This window comes from Bradyrhizobium sp. SZCCHNGR1005, from assembly GCF_032489995.1.
Lineage (GTDB): Bacteria > Pseudomonadota > Alphaproteobacteria > Rhizobiales > Xanthobacteraceae > Bradyrhizobium.
On record NZ_JAUEZC010000001.1, the window covers coordinates 1,081,329 to 1,107,160 of the forward strand.

Annotated in this window: 21 protein-coding genes and 2 pseudogenes; 8 read left to right on the forward strand and 15 right to left on the reverse strand. The window is 64.2% G+C overall.

Annotated features, from left to right (window positions below; translation table 11 throughout):
• Position 1: 1 nt before the first annotated feature.
• Positions 2–1,984: a MacB family efflux pump subunit gene (locus tag QXZ85_RS04950; protein WP_315742730.1), complete on the forward strand. Its 1,983-nt coding sequence runs from the start codon at positions 2–4 to the stop codon at positions 1,982–1,984.
• 19 nt (positions 1,985–2,003) lie between these two features.
• On the opposite strand, the gene QXZ85_RS04955 is transcribed toward QXZ85_RS04950, so the two are convergent.
• From QXZ85_RS04955 to QXZ85_RS04970, 4 genes and pseudogenes are all read right to left on the reverse strand, one after another.
• Positions 2,004–2,924: a DUF3313 domain-containing protein gene (locus QXZ85_RS04955; RefSeq protein ID WP_315767269.1), complete on the reverse strand. Its 921-nt coding sequence runs from the start codon at positions 2,922–2,924 to the stop codon at positions 2,004–2,006.
• Positions 2,925–3,132: 208 nt separating this feature from the next.
• Positions 3,133–3,417, reverse strand: a pseudogene (locus QXZ85_RS04960) (ester cyclase); the annotation flags it as partial.
• On the reverse strand, positions 3,410–3,970 hold the full coding sequence (locus QXZ85_RS04965; RefSeq protein ID WP_315742733.1) for a DMT family transporter: 561 nt from the start codon (positions 3,968–3,970) through the stop codon (positions 3,410–3,412). The gene QXZ85_RS04965 and the pseudogene QXZ85_RS04960, both read right to left, overlap by 8 nt.
• 68 nt (positions 3,971–4,038) lie before the next feature.
• Positions 4,039–4,965, reverse strand: coding sequence for a DUF3313 domain-containing protein (locus QXZ85_RS04970; protein WP_315767268.1), 927 nt, complete (start codon positions 4,963–4,965; stop codon positions 4,039–4,041).
• Between the two features lie 449 nt (positions 4,966–5,414).
• Between QXZ85_RS04970 and QXZ85_RS04975 the strand changes: the two genes are divergently transcribed.
• A complete protein-coding gene (locus QXZ85_RS04975) occupies positions 5,415–6,824 on the forward strand; it encodes a type II and III secretion system protein family protein (RefSeq protein WP_409977796.1) in 1,410 nt (469 codons plus the stop codon).
• Between the two features lie 25 nt (positions 6,825–6,849).
• On the opposite strand, the pseudogene QXZ85_RS04980 reads toward QXZ85_RS04975, so the two are convergent.
• From QXZ85_RS04980 to asd, 3 genes and pseudogenes are all read right to left on the reverse strand, one after another.
• Positions 6,850–7,367 (reverse strand): annotated as a pseudogene (locus QXZ85_RS04980) (molybdopterin cofactor-binding domain-containing protein); the annotation flags it as partial.
• A gap of 210 nt (positions 7,368–7,577) precedes the next feature.
• Positions 7,578–8,576, reverse strand: coding sequence for an NUDIX hydrolase (locus QXZ85_RS04985; RefSeq protein WP_315700991.1), 999 nt, complete (start codon positions 8,574–8,576; stop codon positions 7,578–7,580).
• 136 nt (positions 8,577–8,712) lie between these two features.
• Positions 8,713–9,579: an archaetidylserine decarboxylase gene (gene asd / locus QXZ85_RS04990; RefSeq protein ID WP_315742736.1), complete on the reverse strand. Its 867-nt coding sequence runs from the start codon at positions 9,577–9,579 to the stop codon at positions 8,713–8,715.
• A 35-nt stretch (positions 9,580–9,614) separates the two neighbouring features.
• On the opposite strand from asd, the gene QXZ85_RS04995 reads away from it, so the two are divergent.
• Positions 9,615–11,279: an aminotransferase class III-fold pyridoxal phosphate-dependent enzyme gene (locus QXZ85_RS04995; protein WP_315700993.1), complete on the forward strand. Its 1,665-nt coding sequence runs from the start codon at positions 9,615–9,617 to the stop codon at positions 11,277–11,279.
• Between the two features lie 320 nt (positions 11,280–11,599).
• On the opposite strand, the gene QXZ85_RS05000 is transcribed toward QXZ85_RS04995, so the two are convergent.
• The 3 genes from QXZ85_RS05000 to QXZ85_RS05010 all read right to left on the reverse strand — a co-directional run bounded on the left by QXZ85_RS05000 (position 11,600) and on the right by QXZ85_RS05010 (position 14,175).
• Positions 11,600–12,235, reverse strand: coding sequence for a hypothetical protein (locus QXZ85_RS05000; protein ID WP_315700994.1), 636 nt, complete (start codon positions 12,233–12,235; stop codon positions 11,600–11,602).
• A gap of 146 nt (positions 12,236–12,381) precedes the next feature.
• Positions 12,382–13,071: a class I SAM-dependent methyltransferase gene (locus QXZ85_RS05005; protein ID WP_315700996.1), complete on the reverse strand. Its 690-nt coding sequence runs from the start codon at positions 13,069–13,071 to the stop codon at positions 12,382–12,384.
• 48 nt (positions 13,072–13,119) lie between these two features.
• Complete coding sequence (locus QXZ85_RS05010) at positions 13,120–14,175, reverse strand: glycosyltransferase family 1 protein (RefSeq protein ID WP_315700997.1); 1,056 nt, start codon at positions 14,173–14,175, stop codon at positions 13,120–13,122.
• A gap of 617 nt (positions 14,176–14,792) precedes the next feature.
• Here QXZ85_RS05010 and QXZ85_RS05015 point away from each other — a divergent pair.
• Entirely contained in the window at positions 14,793–16,427 is a 1,635-nt protein-coding gene (locus QXZ85_RS05015) for a DUF4403 family protein (protein ID WP_315728497.1), read from the forward strand.
• A 177-nt stretch (positions 16,428–16,604) separates the two neighbouring features.
• Here QXZ85_RS05015 and QXZ85_RS05020 read toward each other — a convergent pair whose 3' ends face one another.
• Entirely contained in the window at positions 16,605–18,101 is a 1,497-nt protein-coding gene (locus QXZ85_RS05020; RefSeq protein ID WP_316173310.1) for a porin, read from the reverse strand.
• 715 nt (positions 18,102–18,816) lie between these two features.
• Between QXZ85_RS05020 and QXZ85_RS05025 the strand changes: the two genes are divergently transcribed.
• Positions 18,817–20,034 carry an ABC transporter substrate-binding protein gene (locus QXZ85_RS05025; protein ID WP_315701000.1) on the forward strand — a complete coding sequence of 406 codons (1,218 nt, stop codon included), beginning with the start codon at positions 18,817–18,819 and terminating at the stop codon, positions 20,032–20,034.
• A gap of 193 nt (positions 20,035–20,227) precedes the next feature.
• Here the strand turns inward: QXZ85_RS05025 and QXZ85_RS05030 are convergent, their stop codons facing one another.
• Together QXZ85_RS05030 and QXZ85_RS05035 are read right to left on the reverse strand one after the other, a co-directional pair.
• Entirely contained in the window at positions 20,228–20,446 is a 219-nt protein-coding gene (locus QXZ85_RS05030; RefSeq protein WP_315728535.1) for a GNAT family N-acetyltransferase, read from the reverse strand.
• A complete protein-coding gene (locus tag QXZ85_RS05035; RefSeq protein WP_315728499.1) occupies positions 20,437–20,838 on the reverse strand; it encodes a hypothetical protein in 402 nt (133 codons plus the stop codon). The genes QXZ85_RS05030 and QXZ85_RS05035 overlap by 10 nt, the downstream gene beginning before the upstream one ends.
• Before the next feature lie 284 nt (positions 20,839–21,122).
• Between QXZ85_RS05035 and QXZ85_RS05040 the strand changes: the two genes are divergently transcribed.
• Together QXZ85_RS05040 and QXZ85_RS05045 are read left to right on the forward strand one after the other, a co-directional pair.
• A complete protein-coding gene (locus QXZ85_RS05040) occupies positions 21,123–21,866 on the forward strand; it encodes a response regulator (RefSeq protein ID WP_315701002.1) in 744 nt (247 codons plus the stop codon).
• A gap of 43 nt (positions 21,867–21,909) precedes the next feature.
• Complete coding sequence (locus tag QXZ85_RS05045) at positions 21,910–23,238, forward strand: ATP-binding protein (protein WP_316173308.1); 1,329 nt, start codon at positions 21,910–21,912, stop codon at positions 23,236–23,238.
• 65 nt (positions 23,239–23,303) lie between these two features.
• Here QXZ85_RS05045 and QXZ85_RS05050 read toward each other — a convergent pair whose 3' ends face one another.
• Positions 23,304–23,837: a PRC-barrel domain-containing protein gene (locus QXZ85_RS05050; protein ID WP_315765702.1), complete on the reverse strand. Its 534-nt coding sequence runs from the start codon at positions 23,835–23,837 to the stop codon at positions 23,304–23,306.
• A 157-nt stretch (positions 23,838–23,994) separates the two neighbouring features.
• Positions 23,995–24,243 (reverse strand): hypothetical protein, encoded by a 249-nt coding sequence (locus tag QXZ85_RS05055; protein WP_315701005.1) that lies wholly within the window; start codon positions 24,241–24,243, stop codon positions 23,995–23,997.
• 643 nt (positions 24,244–24,886) lie between these two features.
• On the opposite strand from QXZ85_RS05055, the gene QXZ85_RS05060 reads away from it, so the two are divergent.
• On the forward strand, positions 24,887–25,819 hold the full coding sequence (locus QXZ85_RS05060) for a lytic transglycosylase domain-containing protein (protein WP_315765698.1): 933 nt from the start codon (positions 24,887–24,889) through the stop codon (positions 25,817–25,819).
• Positions 25,820–25,832: the final 13 nt, after the last annotated feature.

The window sequence follows — 25,832 nt, forward strand, 5'->3', positions numbered from 1 at the left end:
CATGGCCGAGCCTCTCATCGCGATCGAGAAGGTCAGCCGTGTCTATGCCTCCGGCGAGAACATGGTCTATGCCCTGCGCGAGCTCGACATCACCATCTCGCGCGGCGAGATGGTGGCGATCATCGGCGCTTCCGGCTCCGGCAAATCGACCTTGATGAACATCCTCGGCTGTCTCGACCGGCCGAGCACGGGCAGCTACCGGATCGCAGGACGCGAGATGAACTCGCTCGATCCGGACGAACTGGCGGAGCTGCGCCGCGAGCATTTCGGCTTCATTTTCCAGCGCTACCATCTGCTCGGCGAGCTCACGGCCGCCGACAACGCCGAGGTGCCTGCGGTCTATGCCGGACTGTCGCCGAGCGCCCGTCGCCGCAAGGCGGTGGGGCTGCTCGAGCGGCTCGGCATGGGCGGCCGGGTCGAACACCGGCCGGGCCAGCTCTCCGGCGGCCAGCAGCAGCGCGTCTCGATCGCGCGCGCGCTGGTCAACGACCCCGACGTCATCCTGGCGGATGAGCCGACCGGCGCGCTCGACAGCAGCAGCGGCGAGGAGGTCCTGCGGATCCTCGACGAGATCAGCGCCACCGGCCGCACCGTGATCATCGTGACGCATGATCCGGGCGTCGCCCGTCGCGCCCGCCGCATCATCGAGCTTCAGGACGGCCGCATCCTGTCCGATCGCGCCAATACGGAACGCACAGGGATGGCTGTCTCGCGCGCGTCCGACATAGCCGCGCAGGAGACCGCCGCATCAGGCGATGCGACGTCAGGTTCCTGGCACGCCCGGCTCGACCGCTTCCGCGAAGCCGCGCGAATGGCGCTGCTGGCGATGAACGCGCACCGGCTGCGCGCCTTCCTGACCATGCTCGGCATCATCATCGGTGTCGCCTCGGTGGTCTGCGTGCTGGCGCTCGGGCTCGGCTCGCAGGAACGCGTGCTGGAAAACATCAACAGCCTCGGCACCAACACGCTCGAGGTGTTTCCGGGCAAGGATTTCGGCGACACCCGCTCCGGCAAGATCAGGACCTTGGTGCTGGCGGATGCGCGTGTGCTCGCGCAAGAGACCTATGTCGACGCGATCTCGCCGACGGTCTCGACCACCAGCACGCTGCGCTTCGGCGCGATTGAGGTCAGCGCGCAGGTCAGCGGCGTCAGCGAAGATTATTTTCAAGTCAAGGGCACCAAGCTCGCTGACGGCAGCTTCTTCGATCATGATACCGTGCGCTCCTACGCCCAGGATGCCGTCATCGACGACAATGCACGCAAGGCGCTGTTTCCTGATCCCGACGTCAGTCCGCTCGGCAGCGTGATCCTGATCGGCAAGGTGCCCTGCCGGGTGGTCGGCGTCACCAAGCAGCAGCAGGGTGGCTTCGGCTCCAGCGCCAACCCGACCGTCTACCTGCCCTATACCACGGTGGAGGCGCGCTTCCTCGGCAATCAGATCTTGCGCTCGATCAGCATTCGCGTCGCCGAAACCACGCCGATGGACGCTGCCGAGCGCGCCGTCACCTCGCTGCTGACGGCGCGCCACAACACCAAGGACTTCTTCATCCTCAACACCGACGACATCCGCCAGACCATTCAGAGCACCGCGCAGGTGCTGACGCTCCTGGTCGCCGCCATCGCCGTGATCTCGCTTCTGGTCGGCGGCATCGGCGTGATGAACATCATGCTGGTTTCGGTCTCCGAGCGCGTCGGCGAGATCGGCGTGCGCATGGCGGTCGGCGCCCGCCGCAGCGACATCCTGATGCAGTTCCTGATCGAGGCGGTGTTGATCTGCCTGCTCGGCGGCTCGCTCGGCATCGCCGCCGCGCTGCTCTTCGGCACGGTCTTCAACGCCTTCGATGTCGGCTTCCGCCTGATCTATTCGCCACTCGCCATGGTCGGCGCAGCCGCGAGCTCGATGGCGATCGGGATCGGCTTCGGCTACATGCCGGCCCGCAGCGCCTCGCAGCTCGATCCGGCGACCGCATTGGCAAGAGAGTAGATGCTGGCTGGCGGCACTATTATCGCGACGCCGTCTCGGTCACCTGTTGGTCAGCCGGCGCGCCCTTGTCGGCCCATTCCGGCGGTGCGCCCAGCCGGTTGGCCACCAGTCCGATGACGCCGGGATCGCGACCGAATGCGTCGCAGGCTGCGTATTTCGGCTTGCCGCCGAGCGACGATCCGATCTTGTCCAGCGACGGCAGCTGCGGCAGCTTGCCGAACGGCGTCGTGCCCGTGACCAGCATCTGGCCGAAATCGTCGCCAAAGGCGACGGCGAGTTCGTAGGCATCGCCGGCGGTCGACAGCGTCGGGGAGTTGGTGAAGGAGTTGGCGCCGCGCGCCCAGACCATCGCGGCCTGCTGCTTGCCGGCGTGATCGAGCGCTTCGGCCTCGATGGTCAGGCTACCGAGTCCGATCGGCAACCGCGGCACCGGGACGGGCGCCGCGACACCGAGCGCCGCGGGCACCACCGAAACCACTTTCGATGCTCCCGCCGCTATCCTGTCCGTCGGGGTCGCCTGCGTGATCACGGCGTGGGTGGTCAGATCGGCCGGCTCGCCGTGCGCCACCACGACGAAACGTTCGCTCAAATCAACGCACAGCGCGCGGTCGACGGCATTGGCAACGAGCCTGCGCTGCTCGTCCGACAATGCGGGCGCTGCGTTTTGCGGAAAGATCGCCCGCGACACGCGGATGGTTTTCGCGGCGAGCACGCTATCCTTGTTGACATGGAGCAGCGACTTCGCGAGCACGCCGTTCGACGGCGCCAGCTCCTGATAGGAGGCGAGCGTGCCGCTCTGCGTCATCGGAGCAGTTGCGCAGCCGCATAATATGAGGGCGAGAGCGAAACTGACGAGACACGCCCTGTTGCGTACCGAAGCGGAGGCCTTGCCAATACCGACTGCGGTGGCAGACTGCCGCTCGACGTCTTCATCACGCATCCGGCTGCCCCAACATCACATTGCGCGTCTTACACGCAAGCGCGCGATCTCTGTGTGAAAAATAGTGAGTACATGGGAGCGGCGTGATTAAGAATATTGCGCGGCGTAACGAAGTGTTGAGGCGCTTAGTTCGCTTCTCCTCCTGCCGCGCCGTCGCCGTCACTCTGCCGGCGCGTTGCGCGCTTTTTCCGCTTTGAACACGCTTTTGCTACAACTGAGCCTCGATTGCTGCTTTGTCGACGACCGACCAGACCCGCCAGATCCTGGCCTCACGAAACAGATAGAATACATTTTCGGCGAACGAGACTTTCTTTCCGTCGACCGGAAGGCCTAAGAATTCTCCTTTCGGCGCGCATTCGAACCGCAGCCGGCTCGCGATATGAGGCCGATCCGAGATCAACAGATCGATATTGAAATGAAGGTCGGGTATCTCGCGAAAATCCTGCTCCAGCATTTCGCGATAGCCTGACAGCCCGATCAGCCGGTCATTGTGGCGGATCGACGCTGGCGGCCATGACCGGTCGCGCGATCAGGACGGCGCCGGCCGCGCACAGCGCTGCGGCCAGCCCGAACAACACGCCTGAGATTGAGATTCCCTTGCTGCCGTCAGCCGCATCCGCTGCGGCAGACTGTCGATACATGACGGCCAGCACGATCCCGCCCACGACAAGGCCCATGCCGCCAGCCTTGATGAGCGACACTCTCTCGCCGAGCACGAGGTAACCCAGAATCGTCGCGAAGGCCGCCCAGCTGGTGTAGACCACCGCGCTCCGCCGCGGGCCCAGCCGCGCCAGCGCGGCATAAAAGCAGGAATCCGCGATCACGATGCCGAGCGTGCCGGAGGCAGCGAGCAGCACGATCTGGTCCGCCGGCGGCCAGACCCAGCGGCCACGGATCGCAACGAGGCCAAGTACGACGGCCAACGCCGCCGCAAGCCGACAGCCGTTGAAGACGACGGGACCGAGATGACGTACGGCGCTGGGAGCAATCAAATTGCTCAGCGCAATACTGAACGCAGCGGCGAACGCCGCCAGATCGTACAGCACGAATGAAAGCCCATTCCCGACCGGACGATGTTACGCGTCCAATGAGCCGAGCTTACGATTAAACTGCTTTATTGTCGTGATGCGGTCTCGGTTGCTTGCTGCTCGGGAGGCGCGCCCTTGTCGGACCATTCCGGCGGCGCGCCAAGCCGGTTGGCCACCAGGCCGACGAGGCCGGGATCACGACCGAACATCTCGCAGGCGGCATATTTCGGCTTGCCGCCGAGCGAGGAGCCCATCTTATCGAATGACGGCAATTTCGGCGGCTTGCCGAACGGCGTCTCGCCCGTCACCAGCAGCTGACCGAAGTCGCCGCCGAACGCGACCGCGAGCTCGTAAGCGTCGCCGGCACTCGATACGGTCGGCGAGTTGGTGAAGGAATCGGCGCCGCGCGCCCAGACCATCGCAGCCTGCTGCCGGCCGGTCTGGTCCAGCGCCTCGGCCTCGATCGTGAGGCTGCCGAGCCCGATCGGCAGCCTCGGCACCGGCGCCGGCACACCGAGCACACTCGGGACCACCGAAACCACCTTCGAGGCGCCGGCAGCCACCTTGTCGGTCGGCGATGCCTGCGTGACAACGGCACGCGTCGTCAGATCGGCCGGCTCACCCGGCCCCACGATCTTGAAACGTTCGCTCAAGTCCATGCAAAGCGCCCGGTTCACCGCGTTGGCGACCAGCTTGCGCTGCTCGTCCGACAACGCAGGTGCGGCGGTCGGCGAGAATGCGGCAGGCGAGATGCGGACCGTCTTCGCGGCCAGCACGGCGTCCTTGTCAATGCGGAGCAACGACTTCGCCAGCACGCCGTTTGACGGCGCGAGATCCTGATAGGAGGCAAGCGCGCCGCTCTGGGTGATCGGCGCTGTTGCGCAGCCGCACAACATGATCGCAAGGCCGAGACCGATGAAGCCCGCGCCATGCGTCGCAATGCGCGCCAGACGGGCAGCCACGCAAATGCCGACCGCGGCCGCCGGCTGCGACACGACGTCTTCCCCACGCATCCGGCTACCCCCACTCTCATCGTTGCGCGCGTGACACGCGGACGCACGACATCTATGTGAGCAATAGTGAATACATGGGAGCGACGAGATTAAGAAATATTACGAAGCGTAATGAATTATTGCAGCCAGCTCGCCGCCACCGATGCGGCGCCATCGCAGCTTGCAGGCGCAGCCATAACGACAGGCGCCTATTATTCCCATTCTTTTCACTTAGTTCGTTGGAGCATCGGCAAGTAACGGGAGGCGGATTTCCGTTTCCGGACCCTCCCGTGAGTGCCAGATTTGTTTCGTTTCCTTTTTCCCGCGCCAGACCCGATGCGCTCTCCCGTTCAAGCACGCGTCGCGCAATGCCTGCGTTGATCCGTTGAGTTTTCGGAATGGCGTCGAAAGGATACCCGGTGAACAGCGTCGGACGGTTCTCGCCACGACCATTGCGTCGATGGCTCTCAATCCTCCTTGTCTCGGTCGTCCTCTCGCGCCTTGGAGAGGCCATGGCAGGAGCCGATCATTCGCCCCCCGCGCAGGCTGGGCCGGCGGCGCATCAATCCAACCCGCGTTTCCTATCACTCGGCGTCGGTCAATCGATCGTGGTGGATCTGCCGCGCGACGCCAAGGATGTCCTGGTCGCCGATCCCAAGATCGCGAATGCGGTGGTGCGCTCGGCAAGGCGCGCCTACATCATCGGCGCGACGATCGGCCAAACCAGCGTGGTGTTTTTCGACGCGAGCGGCGACCAGATGGTCGCCTACGACATCGCCGTGAAGCGTGACCTGAACGGTGCTCGTGCGGCCCTGAGACAGCTCTTGCCCCATTCCAATATCCAAATCGACGGTCTCGGCGACGGCGTCGTCCTGACCGGCGTGGTTGCGAGCCCGATCGAAGCGCAACAAGCAAACGACATTGCCGCTCGCCTGGTGGGCTCGTCGGACAAAGTCATGAATTCCATCGCCGTCCAAGGCCGTGACCAGGTCACCTTGAAGGTCACGGTCGCGGAGGTCTCGCGGTCGATCGTCAAACAGCTTGGAATCGATCTCAGCTCGAGCCTGAGTTCAGGCACGACCGCCGTGAGCCTCACCAACTCGAATCCGTTCACCGCATACGGACAAAACCTGGTGTCGGGCAACAACGTGACGCTTTCCGCGGGAGGAACGACCGCGACCTTGAGGGCGATGGAAAGCACCGGAGTCGTGCGCACCCTGGCAGAGCCGACGCTCACGGCGATATCGGGAGAGTCGGCGACCTTCACTTCCGGCGGCGAGTTCCCGGTTCCGGCCGGCTATTCATGCGACCCGACCACGCATGTCTGCACGACCCAGATCAGCTACAAGAAGTTTGGGATCTCGCTGAATTTCACGCCGGTGGTCCTGTCAGGAGGACGCATCAGCATGCATCTCATGACCGAGGTCTCAGAGACCTCGAATGACAACGCGATAACGCTCTCCCAAGCGGTAAGCTCGACGACGACCAACTCGCTGACTGTCCCGTCCATCAAGACGCGCCGGGCCGAAAGCACACTCGAGATTCCTTCCGGCGGCGCGATGGCCATCGCCGGACTGATACAAAATCAGACCAAGCGAGCCGTCAACGGCCTGCCTGGACTGGCGCAGGTGCCAGTTCTCGGCGCGCTGTTTCGAAGCCAAGACTTCGTCAACAACGAAACCGAGCTGATGGTTCTTGTGACCCCCTATATCGTCCGCGCGGTGGCCCCGCGAGACCTCTCGCGGCCCGACGACGGCTTCGTTACGGAACGCGATTCAAACGCCAATCTCATTGGCGCCATTAACCGCATTTACGGCACCAAGGGCAGCCCGCCTCCAAGCGAATCCCGCGGCAGCGCCATCGGTTTCATCATCGACTGATCCGCGTGCCGGAATCCGCGCACGATCAGCCCGCGAGCTTATCCAGCGTGATCGGCAGGTCGCGCACGCGCTTTCCCGTCGCGTGGTAGACCGCGTTCGCGATCGCCGCTGCCACGCCGACGATGCCGATCTCGCCGACGCCCTTGATGCCCATCCGGTTGATGGCGCTATCGGGCTCGTCGACGAAGATCACCTTGATGTGGCATTCATGACGCGGCCGAAGCGGTGGTCGATCGACGCCTCTTCGTGCAGGGCCATGCCGATGCCCCAAACTACGCCGCCCCTGATCTGGCTCGCCGCGCTCTTGGTGTTGATGATGCATCCGGCCGCGACCGCGCTCACCACCCGCGTCACCCTGATGACGCCGAGCTCCTCGGCGACCTTCACTTCCGCGAATACCGCCGAGTGGGCGTTGTGGGCGTGCTTATGGACCCGTTCGAAATCCGAGCCGCGCTCCTTCTCGATGCGCTCCAGCCCGCCGTGCCGCATCACGTCCGCCATGGCCAAGCTGCGGTTGCGATCCGCGATCGCAACGATGGCGCCGCATGGGGCGGCGGAGGCGAGCTCATCCACATCTCTCCGGAGTGGCGGCGGCAGACCGGTGCCTCTCCGGGCATGTCTCGACCGCCGCAAAACAGCTCACCTTAACCCGGGATGAGAGAGAGGAAGTTCTTCGCCAACTGGCAACAGCCTGGCGCAGGCGTGCCATTTGGAAGAATGCAGCGCACTTTGGAAAAAACGAGCGGCCTCGTCTCAGGCCGCGCGTCCGAGCCAGGCACGCATCTTCTGCGCCAAGGTCGGGCGTGGCGGATCGTCGGGATCGCGCGGATCGTCGGAGTCATCACCCGCACCATCATCGGATTGGCCGCCGGCAGACCCCCTATCCTGCTCCGGGAATCCTGGATCGATGGCATCGTTCGACGGCCTTGATGACGGCCTTACGTCGGGGATCATCGACTTGATCTCGGCAGCCACGGCCTCGACCCGATCGACATCGTCCAGCATGGACGTCGCGGTTTCTGGCGGCTCGGCTCCTGCATCTGCCGTCGCAGCCGGTGTTGCTTCGGCGCTCGCCATCGGAGCCTCCTCCGCGACCGCCGAGCGCCCGGCTTCGATGATGTCAGCGGCGATCTGCGCGAAGGCCGCATCAGCGGCCAGCAAACTCGGTGGCTCCGCAGGGGCAGCCGCAACTTCCGGCAGCGGCTGTGCCGGCTCCTCAGCGACCCGGCCGCGGCGCTTGCGTGTTGCAACGGGCTTGCTCGCCGGCGCAGCCTTCGCGGCCGGCTTGGCCACGGCCGCCGCAGGCTTGCTCGTGGCGGCGACCTTGTCCTTGGTCTTGCGGATCAGCCCTGCCAGCGCATACGGACCGACATTCTCCAGAAACGTCTTCTCATGGTCACGCGACAGCCGCTCCACCGCGGCGTCGAGCGGCAGCCAATCGACCGCGCGGACATCGTCCATCAACGCGCGGGCCGGTGCGCCGCTCGCTTCCATGCGCCAGTAATGCACGATCTTGGCGCGCGCGCCGGTGTCGTAAACCAAGGTGCCGAGGAACTCGTGCACCGTGACATTGTGGCCGGTTTCTTCCAGCACCTCGCGCTTGGCAGCCTCGCGCGGAGTCTCGCCCTCATCGAGCTTGCCCTTCGGCAAAACCCATTCGTCGCGCTTGCGCAGGCGTACGACCGCGATCCGCGGCGGTTGCTCCCGCCGCAGCACAATGCCGCCCGCCGCCATGACCGGCGCTCTCGCCATCGCGTCTCCCAGATCTTCAGTTTCGCATCCGCAGGTTTGGAACGCCCGCTGCGATTCGTCGATTAAGGCAAACGATATAGCGACGGTGAACGGCGAAATCGAGGTTTTGCCGCCGCACCGTTTGCATTCGCCGCTCTCAGGCGCGCCGGCGCCACAGCTTCTCGCCGGCCTTGATCCGCGCCCCTTCCTGCACCTCGCCGCAGAATTCGAAATCCTGCGGCGCGAGCAGGATGATGGTCGAGCCGTGCTCGAACCAGCCGAGTTCGTCGCCTTTACGCACGGACGTGGCGCAGGAATATGTCAGCGGACGTTCGGTCTGCGCATTCAGGACGCGTCCCAGCGCATGCAGGCGGATGCTCGCGACCAGGATCGCCGCGACGGGCACGATGGTGAACGGCTCGCCGGTGGCGAGATGGGTGCGGATGACGGCGCGCTCGTTCTTGCAGAACAGCCGCTCGACCCGCTTCAAGGCGATCGGATTGACATTCCAGGTGTCGCCGTGGATCAGGCTGACGTGCTCGAGCGTCATGTCGTAGGGCGCATGAAAGCGGTGATACATGCTCGAGGTCAGCCGCAGGGTCACGAAGCGGCCGTTGCGGTGGGTTTCAACCACCGCGGGATCGGCGACAAGCTCGGCCAGCGAATACGGCGCGCCCTTGATCTGATACAGTTGCCCGTCCTCGATCGTGCCATGGGCGCCGATGATGCCGTCGGAAGGGCTCGTCACGATGGCGGGATCCGGATCGAACGGCCGCAGACCAGGCTTCAACTCCCGGGTGAAACAGTCGTGCAGGCTCTTGAACTGCGTCTGCCTGGCCTCCGAGAGGTCGAGATCGGAGAACAGCTTCCACAGGGCGATCGAGGCATCCGCAACCAGCGGGTTCTCGATCTTGCTGAACCAGCCCATGAAGCGGGTCAGCGCCGCCCGCGGGACGCGATTGGTCAGCAGGAAGTTGAGGTCTTCCTGCTGGGTGAAGGTGGAGATCAGGCTCTTGACTGTCATGAATCTGTCAGCAGGACTGGGTAGCGCTTGTGGACATGGAAAACTCGATTCCTCTGTTGTCGCTCGCGGCCGGCGCGGTTGCTGTCACAGCCGCTGTCGCCCCGAAGGTCAAGGCCCGCATCGAATTATCACGGGCCAAGCACCGCTCGCTCGCCGGGCATTCCAAGATGTCGCGCCGGATCTCGAAACTGATCCCGCGCTACGAATTCGAGATCGACGATTTCTTCCGTTCGGACGGCGCGCCGGGCGATGTCGCGACCAGGCGGCAGGACGGATTCTTCCGGCTCGGCGCCCAGTTCCAGGAAAAATTCGCCAAGAGCCGGGCCCTGACGTCCGAGGCGGCCGCCGGCATCTCCGACCTGCAGTTCACGCAAGTCTACCGGGTGCCGTTCCAATACAGCCGGCTGGTCAAGGAACATCTCGGCGCCGGCTCCTTCATGCAGGCTTCGTCGGGCGTCACTTTGACCGACCTCGATGGCAATGTCTTCTACGATCTGGCCGGGTCCTACGGCGTCAACATCTTCGGCTATGATTTCTACAAGGAATGCATCGCCAACGCCGACAAGCGCGCGCAGACCTTGGGTCCGGTGCTCGGCTTCTATCACCCGGTCGTGGCCGAGAATGTGAAGCGGCTGCTCGAACTGTCCGGCATGGACGAGGTCTCGTTCCACATGTCCGGGACCGAAGCCGTGATGCAGGCGGTGCGGCTCGCCCGCTATCACACCGGCCGGACGCATCTGGTGCGCTTCGCCGGTGCCTATCACGGCTGGTGGGGCGATGTGCAGCCCGGCGTCGGCAATCCGATCGCGCCGCATGAGACCTATACGCTGGCGGAGATGTCGGAGCGGACGCTGCATGTGCTGCGGACGCGGCGCGACATCGCCTGCGTGCTGGTCAATCCGCTGCAGGGGCTGCATCCGAACGGCAACGCGCCCGGCGATTCCGCGCTGGTCGATTCCTCGCGCAAGGGCGGCTTCGACCGCGAGGCCTACACCGAATGGCTGAAGAAGCTGCGCGAGGTCTGCACCGAGCGCGGTATCATCTTGATCTTCGACGAGGTGTTTCTGGGCTTCCGGCTCGCGCCGGGCGGCTGCCAGGAATATTTCGGCGTCCCCGCCGACATGGTCACCTACGGCAAGAGCCTCGGCGGCGGCCTGCCGATCGGTGTCGTCTGCGGCAAGTCCAGGTTCATGCGGCGCTTCCGCGACGACGCACCGGCCGACATCTGCTTTGCCCGCGGCACCTTCAACTCGCATCCTTACGTCATGACGGCGATGGACGAGTTCCTGAGCCGGCTGAAAAGCCCGAACTTCTCGGCGATCTACAACGGCCTCGACGAGACCTGGAACGGTCGCGCCAAACAGCTCAACGACATGCTGAAGGCGCGCGACCTGCCGGTCCACGTCTCCAATTTGCAGTCGATCTGGATGGTGGAGTACACGACCCCCTCGCGTTACAACTGGATGCTGCAATATTACCTCCGCGCCGAGGGCCTGGCCCTGAGCTGGGTCGGCACCGGCCGCTTCATCTTCAGCCTCAACTACACCGACGCCGACTTTGCCGAAGTTTCCAAACGTTTCGTCGCCGCGGCGGAGAAGATGAAGCAGGACCAATGGTGGTGGAACGACGGCTCGCTGACCAACAAAGCGATCAAGCGCAAGATCCTGAGAGAGATGCTCGGCCACGCCTTCGGGCGGTAAGGGCGCTCCTCTCACGTCATCGTCGTCTTGCGGCCGGGTCTCGTCCCGGCCGTCTGCGTTTAAGAAGTTCGTCGCTTCGGCGCCCTGCGCTCTGCTCCCCTCCCCCTTTGCGGGGTCGAGACGAGCGAAGCTCGCTCTGAGGGCTCGGGGTGGGAGGAGCCCCCAAGGACTGCCGTTGAGGACACCCACCCCAACCCTCCCCGCAAGGGAGGAGGGAGCGCACTTGCGCTGGGGCAACGACACCGGATCAAGGCGAGTACCAAAAGCGACAATGCCCGGGACCAGCCCGGGCATCATCTTAATCCAGAACCGGAAGCCGCTCAGGCGTGCTGTTCCTCGAGGCCATGCTCTTCCATCAGGTGCACGCCGGGATCGATCAGCTCGCCGCGGAGCAGCGCCAGCGGCGCCTTGTGATAGAGCATGAAGTCGTTGAAGGGATCGGTGATGATCTTGGTCATCCAGACGAGGCCGGTCTCGACATCGCGGATGAAGAACAGATGCACGGTGCGGAACAGCAGGCCGCCGATGCCGATCACAAGCCACAGCTTGCCGGTCTCGCGGGCGAAGTCGATCGCCGAGGTCCAGGGCGAGAGCAGGCCGAAAAAGCTCGGCTGCAGGTAGAGCACGACCGGCGCCGCGGCCCAGATCGACATCAGCACCACCTTGCGCTGCAGGTTGTAGCCGACCTTGATCTCTTCCTTGTGCTCGTGGGTCGCCTGGTTGACGTGGTCATAGCCCTTCGGCTCGAAGAAGAAATGCCCGGCCTGGCGCGAGGTCATGGAGACGAGCCAGCCGATCAGGGCCGACACCAGCGGATCGAACCACATCATGACGTAAGCAACCATGAAGCTGATGGCGCTGACGAAGTGCAGACTCTGGTTGATGCGGCTGTGATGATAGTAGCGGTGGTCATCCCAGCGCTGGATCCGCAGCTGCTCCAGGAAATTCTTGATCATCGGTGGCTCCTAAGAGTGAGTTGCACGTCCAATACAGAGATTCGGTGTAAATCATGTGACATCATCATAATGTCACATAGCCAGACGCAACAACACGCGAGGGAAAAGGGAGGCAAAAGCGCCCTGAGGGGGGAGCTGCCGCGCGGTTACGCGGCGGCAGCGAGCTCGACCTTGCGGAAGCGCACCAGCGAGAAGTGCCCGAGCGGCGGGATCAGGCGACGCTCGACGAGCTCCATGTCCTTCGCGCCCGACAGCCACTTGGTATAGCGCGACCAGGCGAACTCGGCGGTGCGGAAGCCGAGCCGGCGCACCACCGGCTGCAGCGCCTGCTCGATGACGCGGCGCAGGCCGTCGTCGGCGCTGACGCGGGTCAGGATGACCAGCTCGCCGCCGGGGCGGAGCACGCGGGCGAACTCGTCCAGTGCGGCTTCCGGGTTCGGCACGGCGGTGACGACATATTGCGCCATCACAACGTCGAAGGAGTTGTCGGGGAATTCGAGATGCTCGGCATCCATCACCGCCAGCCCCTCGACGGTCTTCAGCCGCTGCTCGGCGACGCGGCGCTTGGCCTTGGCCAGCATGGCTTCCGAGATATCGGTACCGAAGACGCGGACATTGGGCGCGTAGAGCGGCAGCGAGATGCCGGTGCCGACACCGACTTCCAGCACGCGGCCGCCCATCTTGTTGGTGGCTGATATCGCGGCTTTGCGGCCCTTCTCGAACACCCCCCCGAACACGAGGTCGTAGATCGGAGCCCAGCGGTCATAGGCCTGTTCGACCGACTGGCGGTCGAAGTCCAGCTCCCGTGCACCGTCAAGCTTCATGGTTTCTGCCATCGTTAGATCTCGCTTACTTTAGACGTGGTTTGTGGACGCGAAGTTCTGTCAGCCGCGCACCGCGCTCTGTGCCGCGACGACGGGCGCCGGCCGCGGCGCCCGGTTCGGCTGCAGCACGGCCAGATTGCCGATGAATTGGCGCGCGCTGTTTTCCCAGGAGCGTTCGAGCGCGAACGCCCGGCAGGTCTGCCGCGACATGGTCAGCGCACGCATGCACGCGGCGTGCAGATCGTTGTCGATGGCGCCGATCGGGTTGTCCGCGATCACGTCCAGCGGACCGGTCACCGGAAAGGCCGCCACCGGCGTGCCGCAGGCGAGCGACTCCAATTGCACCACGCCGAAGGTATCGGTGAGGCTCGGGAACACGAAGACGTCGGCGGCCGCCATATGCGAGGTGAGATCCTTGCCGCTCTTCTCGCCGAGGAAATGTGCCGCCGGGAAACGGCGTGCCAGCTCGTCCTTCTGCGGGCCGTTGCCGATCACGACCTTCGAGCCCGGCAGATCGAGCGACAGGAACGCCTCGAGGTTCTTTTCGACCGCGACGCGTCCGACGGTCATGAACACCGGGCGCGGCAGATCGAGCTTGGCCGGCTCATCCGGATTGAACAGGTTGGTGTCGACGCCGCGGGTCCAGAAGCCGAGCCGCTTGAAGCCGCGCGCGGCCAGATCCTGCTTCAGCGAGTTAGTCGCGACCATGGTCATCGCCGCCGCATCGTGGAAGCGGCGCATCACCCAATAGCCGACTGCATCGGGAATGCCGGTGCGCACCGAGACATATTCGGGAAAGCGCGTCGTGTAGGAGGTGGTGAAGGCGAGCTTGTTGCGCAGGCAGTAGCTGCGCACGGCCCAGCCGATCGTGCCTTCGGTGGCGATGTGGATCGCCTCGGGCGCGGCCTGTTCGATCCGCCTGGCGATCTCGCGGCGGTTGGTGATGGCGAGCCGCAAGCCCGGATAGGTCGGCACCTGGAACGACGGGAACCCCTCCGGTGTCAGGAACGTGATCTCGGCACCAAGCCCGCTTGCCGCGCGGGCCAGCGACGTCAAGGTCCGTACGACACCGTTCACCTGCGGGTGCCAGGCATCGGTCGCGATTAAAATCCGCATGAGCGATCCGAATAAGCTGCATCGATTCTTAACGGCTGCAAAATCCGACATTGATATTTCAAACGTGTGACGTCATCGAACTGTTGAAGATTCTTTTTGCGGTCCAACGCGACGCGACGCGTCGCGAAACCGTCATAAAGACCAAATGGCTGGACTGGAGCGCGCGACCGGCGACGATCCCGCTCCAATCCTCTCTGCCGCGCTAAAATGGCCAGAGTCCCGGCAATCCGCACGACGCGTGGGCGATGAACTTCGACGGCCTCCTATGACCAATTCATTCATGGCCCCGATGCTCGTATCTTCCTGTTAGTTGTTAGCTCGAGCGATCCCCGCGTAGCCCCCCGCCGACCCGAAGAGTGATACCAGCGCAATGGCGGTCGTAACGCACGCCTCGATCCGGCGCTCTCGTCATCTGTTGCCATATGTGTCGACATGTTCGGAAGGCCTGCCCTTCATGGCCGACCGCCCCACGGCATTTTTGGCCGATCTGGCGCCGCGGTCCCCTCCCCTATAGACTTGCTGGTTCGGCCGATGACCTCGCCGCCGGTTCCGCACGATGCGGCGCCGGCAGCCCGATCGGGGCCGATCATGATTTCTCGTTAAGTGTTGAGACCGACATGAAGCTTCCGACGTCGCGCCCCGATTGGCAGGCCAAGCCGCATCCGCTCGCGCCGAAATCGCCGCGGCCGCCGCGCGGCCCAGGCCGGCTGAACCTCATCCTGATCGGCACGGCGGCGGCCACTGCGCTGGTTCTGCTCGGCGTCATCGCCATCGAGCTGATTTCGGGGGGCGGCACGACGCCGACGCCACCGATCGTCGCGCTGCCGCCGCTGCCGCCGATGACGAAGAGTTCGATCATCATGGCGCCGGTGTCGATCTCCTTGAGCGCGATCCGCGACGTCGCGGAAAAGGCCACCCCGCGCAGCTTCGCCGGCAAAGCCGACAATCCGGCGTCTCAACTGCTGCAGAATGCCGACATCGGTTGGACCGCATCACGCGGGGCGATCGCCGTAGCCGGCGCGCAGGACACGCTGTCGCTGGCGACGCCTTTGACCGGCAAACTCAATGTGACGGGAACGCTGTCGGGGAAAGCGACCGGCGCGGTCACCGACGCCATCGGCAGCCTGCTCGGCGCCGACGCCGCCAGCAAGGTCGGCGCCATCAACATCAAGAATCTCAACGCGACGGCCGAGATCAAGGGCAATGTCATCATCACGATGCGGCCGCGGCTCGCGGCGGCGTGGTTCCTGGAGCCGAATTTCGGCGCCCAGGTCAACCTCGGCGACACCACGCTGTCGGTCGCCGGCGCCCGCGTCAACGTTCCGGCCCAGGTCAAGCCGGTGATCGACAAGACCGTTGGTGAGCAGCTCAACCAGCTCGGCGAGCGCATCCGCAAGGATCAGACCCTGATGCGCAGCGCACAGGCGCAATGGACCAGGGCCTGCCGCTCGGTGCCGCTGCAGGGCTCTGCCGTCGGGCTCCCCACGGTCTGGCTGGAGATCAAGCCGACGCGGGCGCTGGCGGCGCAGCCTGCGATCGACGCCAATACGGTGACCACCGTGATCGGCATCGAGGCTGAAACGCGCGTGACGCCGACCGAGACCAGGCCCGACTGCCCCTTCCCGGACAAGCTCAGCGTGATCCCGCCGACATCGGGCGGCGTCAACGTCGCGGTGCCGATCGACGTACCCTTCACCGAACTGACCAAGCTGGTCGACAGCCAGCTGTCGGGCCGCACCTTTCCCGAGGACGGCTCGGGTCAGGTCGCCGTCACGGTCAAGCATGCGAGCGTGATCCCGTCCGGCAATCGGCTGCTGATCTCGCTGCAGGTCCGGGCCAAGGAGAAGACGAGCTTCTTCGGCCTCGGTGCCGACGCCACCCTGCATATCTGGGGCCGCCCGCTCGTCAACCAGGCGCGGCAGACCTTGCAGTTGGCCGACCTGCAGCTCGCCGTCGAATCGGATGCCGCATTCGGGCTGCTGGGCGCGGCCGCCCGCGCCGCGGTGCCATATCTCCAGGACGCGCTGCTGCAGAAATCCGTGATCGACTTGAAGCCCTTCGCGGACAATCTGCGCGAGCGGATCGGCGCATCGATCGCCGAGTTCCAGAAGAACGATAACGGTATCCGGATCGATACCGACATCAACAATCTTGCTTTGACCGACATTGCCTTCGACGCGACCGTGCTTCGCGTCATCGCCTCGGCGGAGGGTACGATGACCGTTCGCGTCAACGCGCTGCCGGCCCTATAGGCCCCGCGAGCATCGCCTCTCATCACGCGCGAGCCGCGACCGCGTTGGATCATGCGGGAATTCGATCAGCAGCGAAAAGTGGCGATCGGCGCGCAACGCAAAGGCGCCAAAACCACAAACCTCCGGCGGGGCATCGCCGGAGGTCCGTGGTGCTGTTGGAGGTTTAACAGATCAACTTCACCAATTCCGCTGAGCGCGGAGCAGCAAGCTCACGGTGTTCTGGTCCTTGAGCTCATAAACGGCGGCCGGCTTGGCAACGCTCGCCAATGTCGGTGCGATCGCCGTGCCGGAGAACTTCTGGTCCAGATGGCTGTAGGTCACGTCCGCCGAGAAGGTCAGGTTCCTGACCGGAGTCCAGCGCGTGATCAGGCCGATCTGACCCAGGTTGAAGTCCGGATTGCAGGTCGAACCGGCGGACAACACGCCGCTCGCGGCAATGCCGGCGCAGATCAGAGCAGAGCCGGTGCTGCCATAACGCACCTGGGCATAAGCGCCGTAAAGCGCCGTATTCCAGTGCGGATCCCAATTGTGGCTATAGGCGCCGCGCATGCCCCAGGTCTGCACCGTGGAGAGACCGCGTCCAGGCGCGAACACCGCATCCGCAACGCCGGCGAAGCCGATGCTCTGATAGGCATTGGCCATGCCGGTGCCGCCATACATCGCATAGGAGGTCGCGGCGAGGCTCTGGAAGTTGTAACGGCTTGCGCCATCGGTATAGACGCCCTGGATGTTCACAGTGTCGCCAGGACCGGTCGGGATGTTCTTGATCGACAGCGCCAGCTGTGCGGCCCACCCCCATTTGTCCTCGGGGTGCCCCGTGACCTCGGTCGCACCATTGTAAGCGGCGTGGTTGTCATGCGCCGCGAACGAGGCCTGGAACAGGCCCCAGGCCTGGTCGACCCGCACCATGCCGATGATGTCCGGCGCCACATTGCCGCCGAAGCTGCTCGTCCCGTACGTTCCGCTCAGGACGCCGGCGGCAGTGATGCCGGCAGTGTTCCAGAGGTTGCTGGTGAAGAACTGAGCCTGGTCCTCCAGCGAGATCGCAGCCGTGATGCCCTGGCCGAAATCGGCCGTATAGGTGAACTGGTTGACGCCGTTGACGGTGCCGCCGCCGCCGACGAGCCCGTCGAAATTGTTGCCGGGATAGTTGGTCCAGGGCGCGTCGAACTGCGACACCGCCTTACCCATCGTGAATCCCGCGAACTGGATGAAGGCGTAGTAGACGCCGAGCGTGCCGCCGGAGATGCCGTCGCCGCTGTAGGAGGTCGCACCGCCGCCCGCACCGCCGGTGGTGCCTGAAGTCCAGGTGAGCACGGCATCGAAATACGTCCGAACGACGCCGTATTCCGTCGCGGTCCGGGTGTCGATGTTGAAGTCTTCACGCGAACGAGCCTGGTAACGATTGCTCAGACGGTTGTCGGCGCCGGCCACGCCATTATAGGCGCCGCCATAATTGCTGTTGGTCCAAAGCGCGGTTTCGGCGCGCAGGTAACCGCCCAGCTTGATGCAGGTGTCGGTGCCGGGAATGTAATAGAAGCCGGCACCGTAAAGCGAACAAACCTTCACATATTCGACCGCCTTGGCCTTCAACGGAAGATCGGCGGCATGAGCCCCCACGGACGCCATCATCACTGCTCCCGAACCGAGAAGCAGGCCCCGAATCGTTTTCATTTGAGAAAATCTCCAACTTGACCGGCGGCGCGCGCGAACCCCCGCGCGGCCGCCTCTTGCTCAGCGAAATTTTCGCGCCTGCCCTCCGTTTGGTTTCGGATGACACCCGCGCGAAATGTCGCCGTAATATCTGATGACGGTCATCATATAAAATGACGAACCGGTTACGTCTGAAATATGGCGATCAACAAATCGCGAAAACGGAAACATGCACGCACTCCACGCAAGAAGGACATGCGAACGCGCATGCTTCACTACCGCTGATGGAAGGTCGGCACATGAACTCGCAAATCACGCGAGCAATTCGTCAACTAATAACACTTATAAAATCACAGAACTAAAAAAGATGACAATTCATTTGTAGACAAACGATATCGTCCGCAACCGGACCGTGTCCGATTCGCGGACGAGTGCGTGCGATCGGGGCACCCGAGGCATTCGCGAACACGCCGTCACACAACGAACGCTCAGCCGGCGCACGCCCCCGAGAAGCGCTCGGGCGTGTACGCATCGCGAACGCCCCCCCGTACGCGGCGGGACTCTCGGCTGCTCTCCTCTGGCGGGAAGGACAGGGTAGTCCGGCCAATGCCATCGCCGTTTTCAGGCGGATAGCCAGCGTGTCGCGGGCCATTTGGCTTTGCACAGAGCCTGAAGGCCGGGTAAAACTCCATGCGCTCGCCAAAACGTTCAAGAAGAGCACATCAGGGAGAGAAGCATGAAATCCGCGGCCCAAGCCGTCATCGCTATTCTTGCGCTTGCAGCCTTGTGCGCGCCTGCCACGGCGCAGACCATTTCCGACGATGTCGTCAAGATCGGCGTGCTCACGGACATGTCGAGCCTTTATGCCGATGCCACCGGCAAGGGCTCGCTCGCGGCGGTGCAGATGGCGGTGGAGGATTACGGCGCCAAGGTCAGAGGCAAGCCGATCGTCGTGGTCGCCGCCGACCACCAGAACAAGCCGGACGTCGGCGTCAACATCGCCCGCAACTGGTATGACAACGAAAAAGTGGACGCCATCTTCGATGTGCCGACCTCCTCGGTCGCGCTGCCGATCTCCGCGCTCACGCGTGAGAAGAACAAGATCAACATCAATTCCGGCGGCGGCTCCTCCGACATCACCGGCAAGCAGTGCTCGCCCAACACGGTGCATTGGACCTACGACACTTATGCGCTCTCGAACGTCGCCGGCAAGGCGATGGTCAAGCGTGGCGAGGACACCTGGTTCTTCATCACCGCGGACTACGCCTTCGGCCAGGCGCTGCAGCGGGACGCGGCCAACGTCGTCAAGGAGAACGGCGGCACGGTGCTCGGCGATGTCCGCCATCCCCTCAACAATTCCGATTTCTCCTCCTTCCTGCTGCAGGCGCAAGCGTCGAAAGCCAAGGTGGTCGCGCTCGCCAATGCCGGCGGCGATACCACCAATGCGCTGAAACAGGCTTCCGAGTTCGGGCTCACGCAAGGCGGCCAGAAGATGATCGCGCTGCTGCAGGAGATCACCGACACCCATTCGCTCGGCATCAATGCCACCCAGGGGCTCATCGTCACCGACGGCTTCTATTGGGACATGAACGACGAGACCCGAGCCTTCTCCAAGCGCTTCAACGAACGCGTCGGGCATATGCCGACCATGATCCAGGCCGGGCTGTATTCGGCGACGATGCATTATCTCAAGGCGATCGAGGCGATCGGCACCGACGAGGCGCCCAAGGTGATGGCGCAGATGCGGGCGACCCCGGTCAACGACTTCTTCGCCAAGAACGGCAAGATCCGCATCGACGGCCGCATGGTGCACGACATGTATCTGTTCGAGGTCAAGAAGCCCTCGGAGTCCAAGAGCGAGTGGGATCTCTACAAGCTGATCGCGACCGTGCCCGGCGACGAGGCCTTCCGCCCGCTCGACAAGGGCGGCTGTCCGCTGGTGAAGACGAACTGACGGGGTCGGCTCCGCCAGCCTAACCTTGAGCTGCCAGATCCCAACATCTGGCAGCCTCGTCTCGGTGAGCTTTGGACGCCCGCCTCCGGCGGGCGGCCGGCGATCCGGCTTCAATCGTCCCGCGTCATGCCGCTCAGCGAACAGCAGAACTGTTCGATGAGCGGGACCAGCGCATCGGCGGACTCCCTCCGAACTACGACCGCCCCATCCAGATGGTGCGCCCCGCCGGCTCGCCGAGTGGTAGGCCGCGAAAACCCATTTTCTCCCAGAAGCGCAGTGCGCCGGAGTTGGCGCCATTCACCGCGACATGCGTTGCCGCCGCTCGCTGGCCATCGAGGGTAGTCAGCCATTGATCAAAGAGCTTCTTGCCGAGACCGCGTCCCCGCAGCCGCGGCAGCAGGTTCAGATGCAGATGCGCGGGGAAATTGGCGGCGACCGAGGCGAGCGCAGGTGTAGGTGGTGAATCATGACGATCCGTTGCTGATCATGGCTCCAGCGCGCCGGATCCTCTTTAACGGGGAATGCGTATTGCTTGCGGAGCGCGGGCCACCAGAGCGTTTCGAGCCTGTCTTCCCACTCGATCGTATCGGCCGTGCCGACTGCGAAACCGGCGACGCCGTCCGGATCTTCAACGACCAGGGCAAGCCGCGGCTCAAGCACCGCATAGGGAGCGGAATAGATGTGACCCATCAGCCTCGGATCGGCATAGAGCTGCGAGGCATCCTGGCCTGCCAAGCCGGTCGCAAGCGAGATGCGGTACAGCGCATCGAGATCATCGGCGTGAAGCGGCCGGATTGTCGGCATGACGAGGTCCGATTGCCTGCAGCGAGCCTCTATAATCGGCGTTTCGACGTGCCGTCGGTAGCATCATGCAGGTGGAGGGGCTGCGCTCGCCCAGGATGGCCGCTAACCATCATGTCTGAGTGTGAACGTGCTTTCCGGATCTCCACCACGGTCGGATTGACGCGCGCCGCCTCATCTGCCAGCTGATGTGCAGGGATTGTCCTGCTGTTTCAGTGCACTGGATGGAAATATTCCGAAACAAAATTCTTCGCAAACCGTCCCAATCTTAGGTCAATGCTGAGCTCATGGCCCAGACACCACCCCATATCCTCGTCGTCGAGGACGACCGCGAGACGCGGACGCTGATCGCGAAATATCTGCGCAACAATTCCTGCAACGTGACCACCGCGACCGACGGCCGCGAGATGACGAAGATCATGGGCGACCACCGCGTCGATCTGCTGATCCTCGACGTGATGCTGCCGGGCGAAGACGGTTTGACGCTGTGCCGCAAGCTGCGTGCGGAATCGCAGGTGCCGATCATCATGCTGACCGCGCGCGGCGAGGACGTCGACCGCATTCTCGGGCTCGAGATGGGCGCCGACGACTACCTGCCGAAACCCTTCAATCCGCGCGAACTGCTCGCCCGCATCAATGCGGTGCTGCGCCGTCAGGCCGCGGCCATGACCGCGAGCACGACCGAAGGCGCAAGCGCGCTGACCTTCCTCGGCTGGAAGATCGACTTCCGCCTGCGCGAATTGCGCAACCCGGAGGGCGCCCGCGTCGCGATGACCAGCGCCGAGTTCGACCTGTTGCGCACCTTCTGCGAGCGGCCCGGCCGGGTGCTGTCGCGCGACAGCCTCCTCGACCTGACGCAAGGCCGCAGCGCAGGTTCGTTCGAGCGGTCGATCGACGTGCTGGTCAGCCGCATCCGCCGCAAGATCGAGCCGGACCCGCAGGAAGCGACCATGATCAAGACCGTGCGCTCCGGCGGCTACATGTTCACTCCCGTGGTCGAGGTGCTGACAACGACCACACAGAGCCACTGACCTTCGCAGGAGTGCGGATGACGGCAACCGGCAAACGCGCGCGATGAGGTTGTTTCGCTCTCTCAGGCTCGTAGGAATCCGCAGCCAAATCACGGCACTGGTGGCGGCCTCGATCATCGCGCTGCACGTCATCATCACCGCCGTCTTCGTGTTCCACCGCGCGGAGCAGCGTGAGCCGGACAGCGAATTCGGACCGTCGCAGCTCACCACCGTGGTTCGGATTCTCGCTCACGCGCCCGCATCCGACCGGCCGAGGGTCATGGCCGACATCACCCGGGCCTTTCCGGACTTCGACATCAAGAGCTATTCAGGGCCGCTGCCGAGCGGCGAAGCGCCGCGGCCAGTGTACCACGGGTTTCGGGCGCTCGGGCCGAGCTACCAGTTTTTCCCATTGCCGCCAGAGGGCGAGAGGCCGGGCGAGATCGTCGTCTTTCCCGACGGCAGCATGATCTCCGCAAGATTCGGCAACCGTTCGCACCGCCCACCGTTCTGGGGCGGTCCGTGGTTCACCACGGTGATGTTCGCGCTGATCAGCATCACCATGCTCGGCCTGTGGGCGGCGCGTGCGTTGACCGCCCCTCTGACCTCGTTTGCGAGGGCGGCCGAAAGCTTCAGCCTCGACGGCGACGCGCCGCTGTTGCCCGAGCGCGGGCCGGAGGAGATCCGCTCCCTGGCGCGCGCCCTCAATCGCATGCGCGAGCGCATCACCACCCTGATCGACGATCGCACCAAGATGCTGGCCGCCATCAGTCACGATCTGCGCACGCCGCTGACGCGCATGCGGCTGCGCTGCGAATTCGTCGAGGACGAGATCCAGCGCGGCCGCATGCTCGCCGATCTCAACCAGATGCATGCGATGCTCGGTTCGGTGCTGTCGTTCCTGCGTCACGGCCGCAAGCTCGAACCGATGACCCTGGTCGAGGTCGCCAGCATCCTGCAGCTCGTGGCCGATCAATTCACCGACATGGGACACAAGGTCTGCTATGTCGGTCCCGCGCATGCGATGGCAACCGTACGGCCCGACGATTTGCTGCGCACCGTCACCAACCTGGTCGACAATGCGGTCAAGTTCGGAACCGAGACCGTCATCCGCCTCACGGTCGCGCCGGATGTCTTGACCATCGATGTCGAGGACGACGGCCCCGGCATTTCGGATGCGCATAAGCCGCAGATGCTGGAGCCGTTCGTGCGCGGCGACCAGGCCCGCAACATGGATGAGGCCACCGGCTTCGGATTGGGGCTGTCGATCGCAAAATCGATCGTTGCGGCGCATGGCGGGGACCTATCATTGCACGATCGCGAGCCGCACGGGCTGATCGCCCGCATTCGCCTCCCCCTCCGCCAGGCGCCGCGGCTGCGTCCCGCGGCATAGTAAAGCGCGCCCGGACAGGCCGAGCGCGCTCTTGTCATGACACAGCCGAGATCACCCGGACCCGCTTACTCCGAGTACTTGAACTGGGGCATCTGCTTGAGCTGATCCTTGGTCGCGTTGACCATCGCGTGGTCCGGATACCAGCGGCTCGCGCGCGAGGTGCTCGAAGACGAAGAGCCCGTGGCGGCGCCCGTCGTGGTGGTCGAAGCCGGCGGGGCTGCCGAGTTGGAGCCCGAAGCCGGTGCATTGGAGGCCGTATTCGCGGCGACCGGCTGCTCGGAGAACTTCACCTGGTCGAACGGGATCGCAACGAGGTGCTCGCCCATGCCGAGGAAGCCGCCGACGCCGATGACGACCGCCTTGATCTGCCCGTTCTTGTCGGTCAGCAGATCATCGATCGAACCGATATTCTCGTTGTTGTTGTTGTAGACCTTGACGCCAGAAAGCTTCGAGGCGCGCCAGTCGCCCTTGTAGGACGCTGCGGTGGTATCGCCGCGAACCGTCGTTGTCGTGCTGGTGGTTGAGGTCTCTGCAGCGAATGCTGCGCTTGCAAGCAGCAGTGAGCCGGCAAGGCCGGCCAAAACAGTCTTCGTCACCATCGGATGTCTCCCTCTCGGTGAATGGTGACGAGAGAACTGCAAGAGCCTGTCAGCGTTCCGCGGGAACCACGATTTCGCAATTGGCGGCGCCGTCCATCGTGCGCCGCGATATGGCGCGAACGCCGCAATCGGAAATGAGCACCGCACGCCGGTCGTATCAGGCCGCAAGCGCGCCGTGGCCGTAATCAGCATCGGGAGAAAATGCGAACGCCTCGAAGTGGTAATCACATGCGCTGCAGTACCAAAGATAGGCCGTACCGTTCTCCCTGCTCTCCACCCATTCGGGCAGAGCGATCGGCTTGCCACATTGGGCGCAGGGGTTGTTATGCGGCAGCTCCGCGACAAACGCGGCAAGAGTTGAGCGGAGAAAGCCATTCGACAGATCGGCGGATGACATGCGGGCCATGGCGCGCTCCCTCTCGGTTTCAAGATTTTTTGATGAGTAAGCTCGAGTGAGTAAGCTTGGCTGTCCAACTCATCTGCTTGTCATGAAGCATACGGCCGGACCGCGGCTTTTTCACGACGTTTCGGCACGCGTGCGACACCTCGCCTCGCCTGATCGACTTTATTTGATGGAACTGATCTGTAGCGGAACTAATTTCCTCAACTAACAGTTTGGAATGGTTTCGCGCCGAAATCGGCGACGAGCAGGCCGAAGACGAAGCCGCCGTGCAGATCGGCCCACAGCGCCACCAGCAGCGGGAACGGCCCAACACAGGTGGCTGCGCGAGCAGATGCGGCAAGACCGGAGCAGCGCGTAGAGGCCCCGCCCCGACCCAGAGCGGCAATAGGCCGCGTGCGGGGTGAGCGGCAGTCTCAGCGTAGGCGACGAACGGCGTCATCGCGTGCAGGTCCCTGGACGGCGTCCACCAACCCATCGCCGGCGAGAATTCGGGTAAATGGCCACCCATGCATGCCTGCCACGGCAATGTAAGTCCGATTTTCGCCATATTCTTGCCCGGCGAACGCGCCATTTACGGTGCGTAAATCATGTATGCGCGCGGGCGGGGGTTGCTTCGCGCGCCTGGTTCCCGGGGGATCCTGAAACGATGAAACGTCTCGTGCTGTCGGCCTGGCTCGCAGGCCTTGTGCTCGCGGGCGCTGCGCCGGTCACCGCGGCTGAAGATGCCTCCACCGAAGCCGCCGCCAAGCCGGGCAACAGTGACGCGGGAAAGACCGGCAGCTCGGCCGCGGCGAAGCTGGCCGGTGCCAAAACCCAGACCAAGACCGGCAAGGCTCAGAGCAAGACGTCCGTCGCCGCGCTGCGCAAGATGCCGACCGCGGTGACGAAGACGGCGCGGGAGGCGGAAGCCATCGAGGCCGTCAGCACCACCGACCCTTCATCCGTGCCGCTGGCAAGCGCAACCGAGACGGCCGAGGCGCCAGCCTCCGAGGCGAGCAGCCAGCCGCAAACGGCGGACGCCAGCGCCACCGAACGACCTGACGATGCCACCGCGAGCCCGGATGCCGACAAGAAGGCGGCCGAGGCAGAGCCGAAGCACATGAACACCGGCCATCCGCAGATCGACGCGCTGGTCGCCATCCACGCCAAGGCCAACAACGTGCCGGAGGCGCTGGTGCATCGGGTGATCGTGCGCGAGAGCAAATACCGGAAGGATCTGGTTGGCAGCTGCGGCTGCATCGGGCTGATGCAGATCAAGCTCGGCACCGCGCGCGGGCTCGGCTACGCCGGCGATGCGCAGGGCCTGCACGATCCCAACACCAACCTGACCTATGGCGTGAAATACCTGGCCGGCGCCTATCGCGCCGCCAATGGCGATCACGACCGCGCCGTGCATTATTTCGCCAAGGGCTACTACGAGGTGGCCAAGCGCCAACGCTTCGCCGAGGCGTCCGCCATCGGCAGGCCCGAGCGCGTCCACGCGCCGCTCGATATCACCCCGAAGCTCGCGGGCCTGAAGCATGTCGCCCAGGCCATGCCGGCCAAACTGGCCAAGCACGCCGGGACCGCGGCGAGATAGCCTCGCCGGGCAT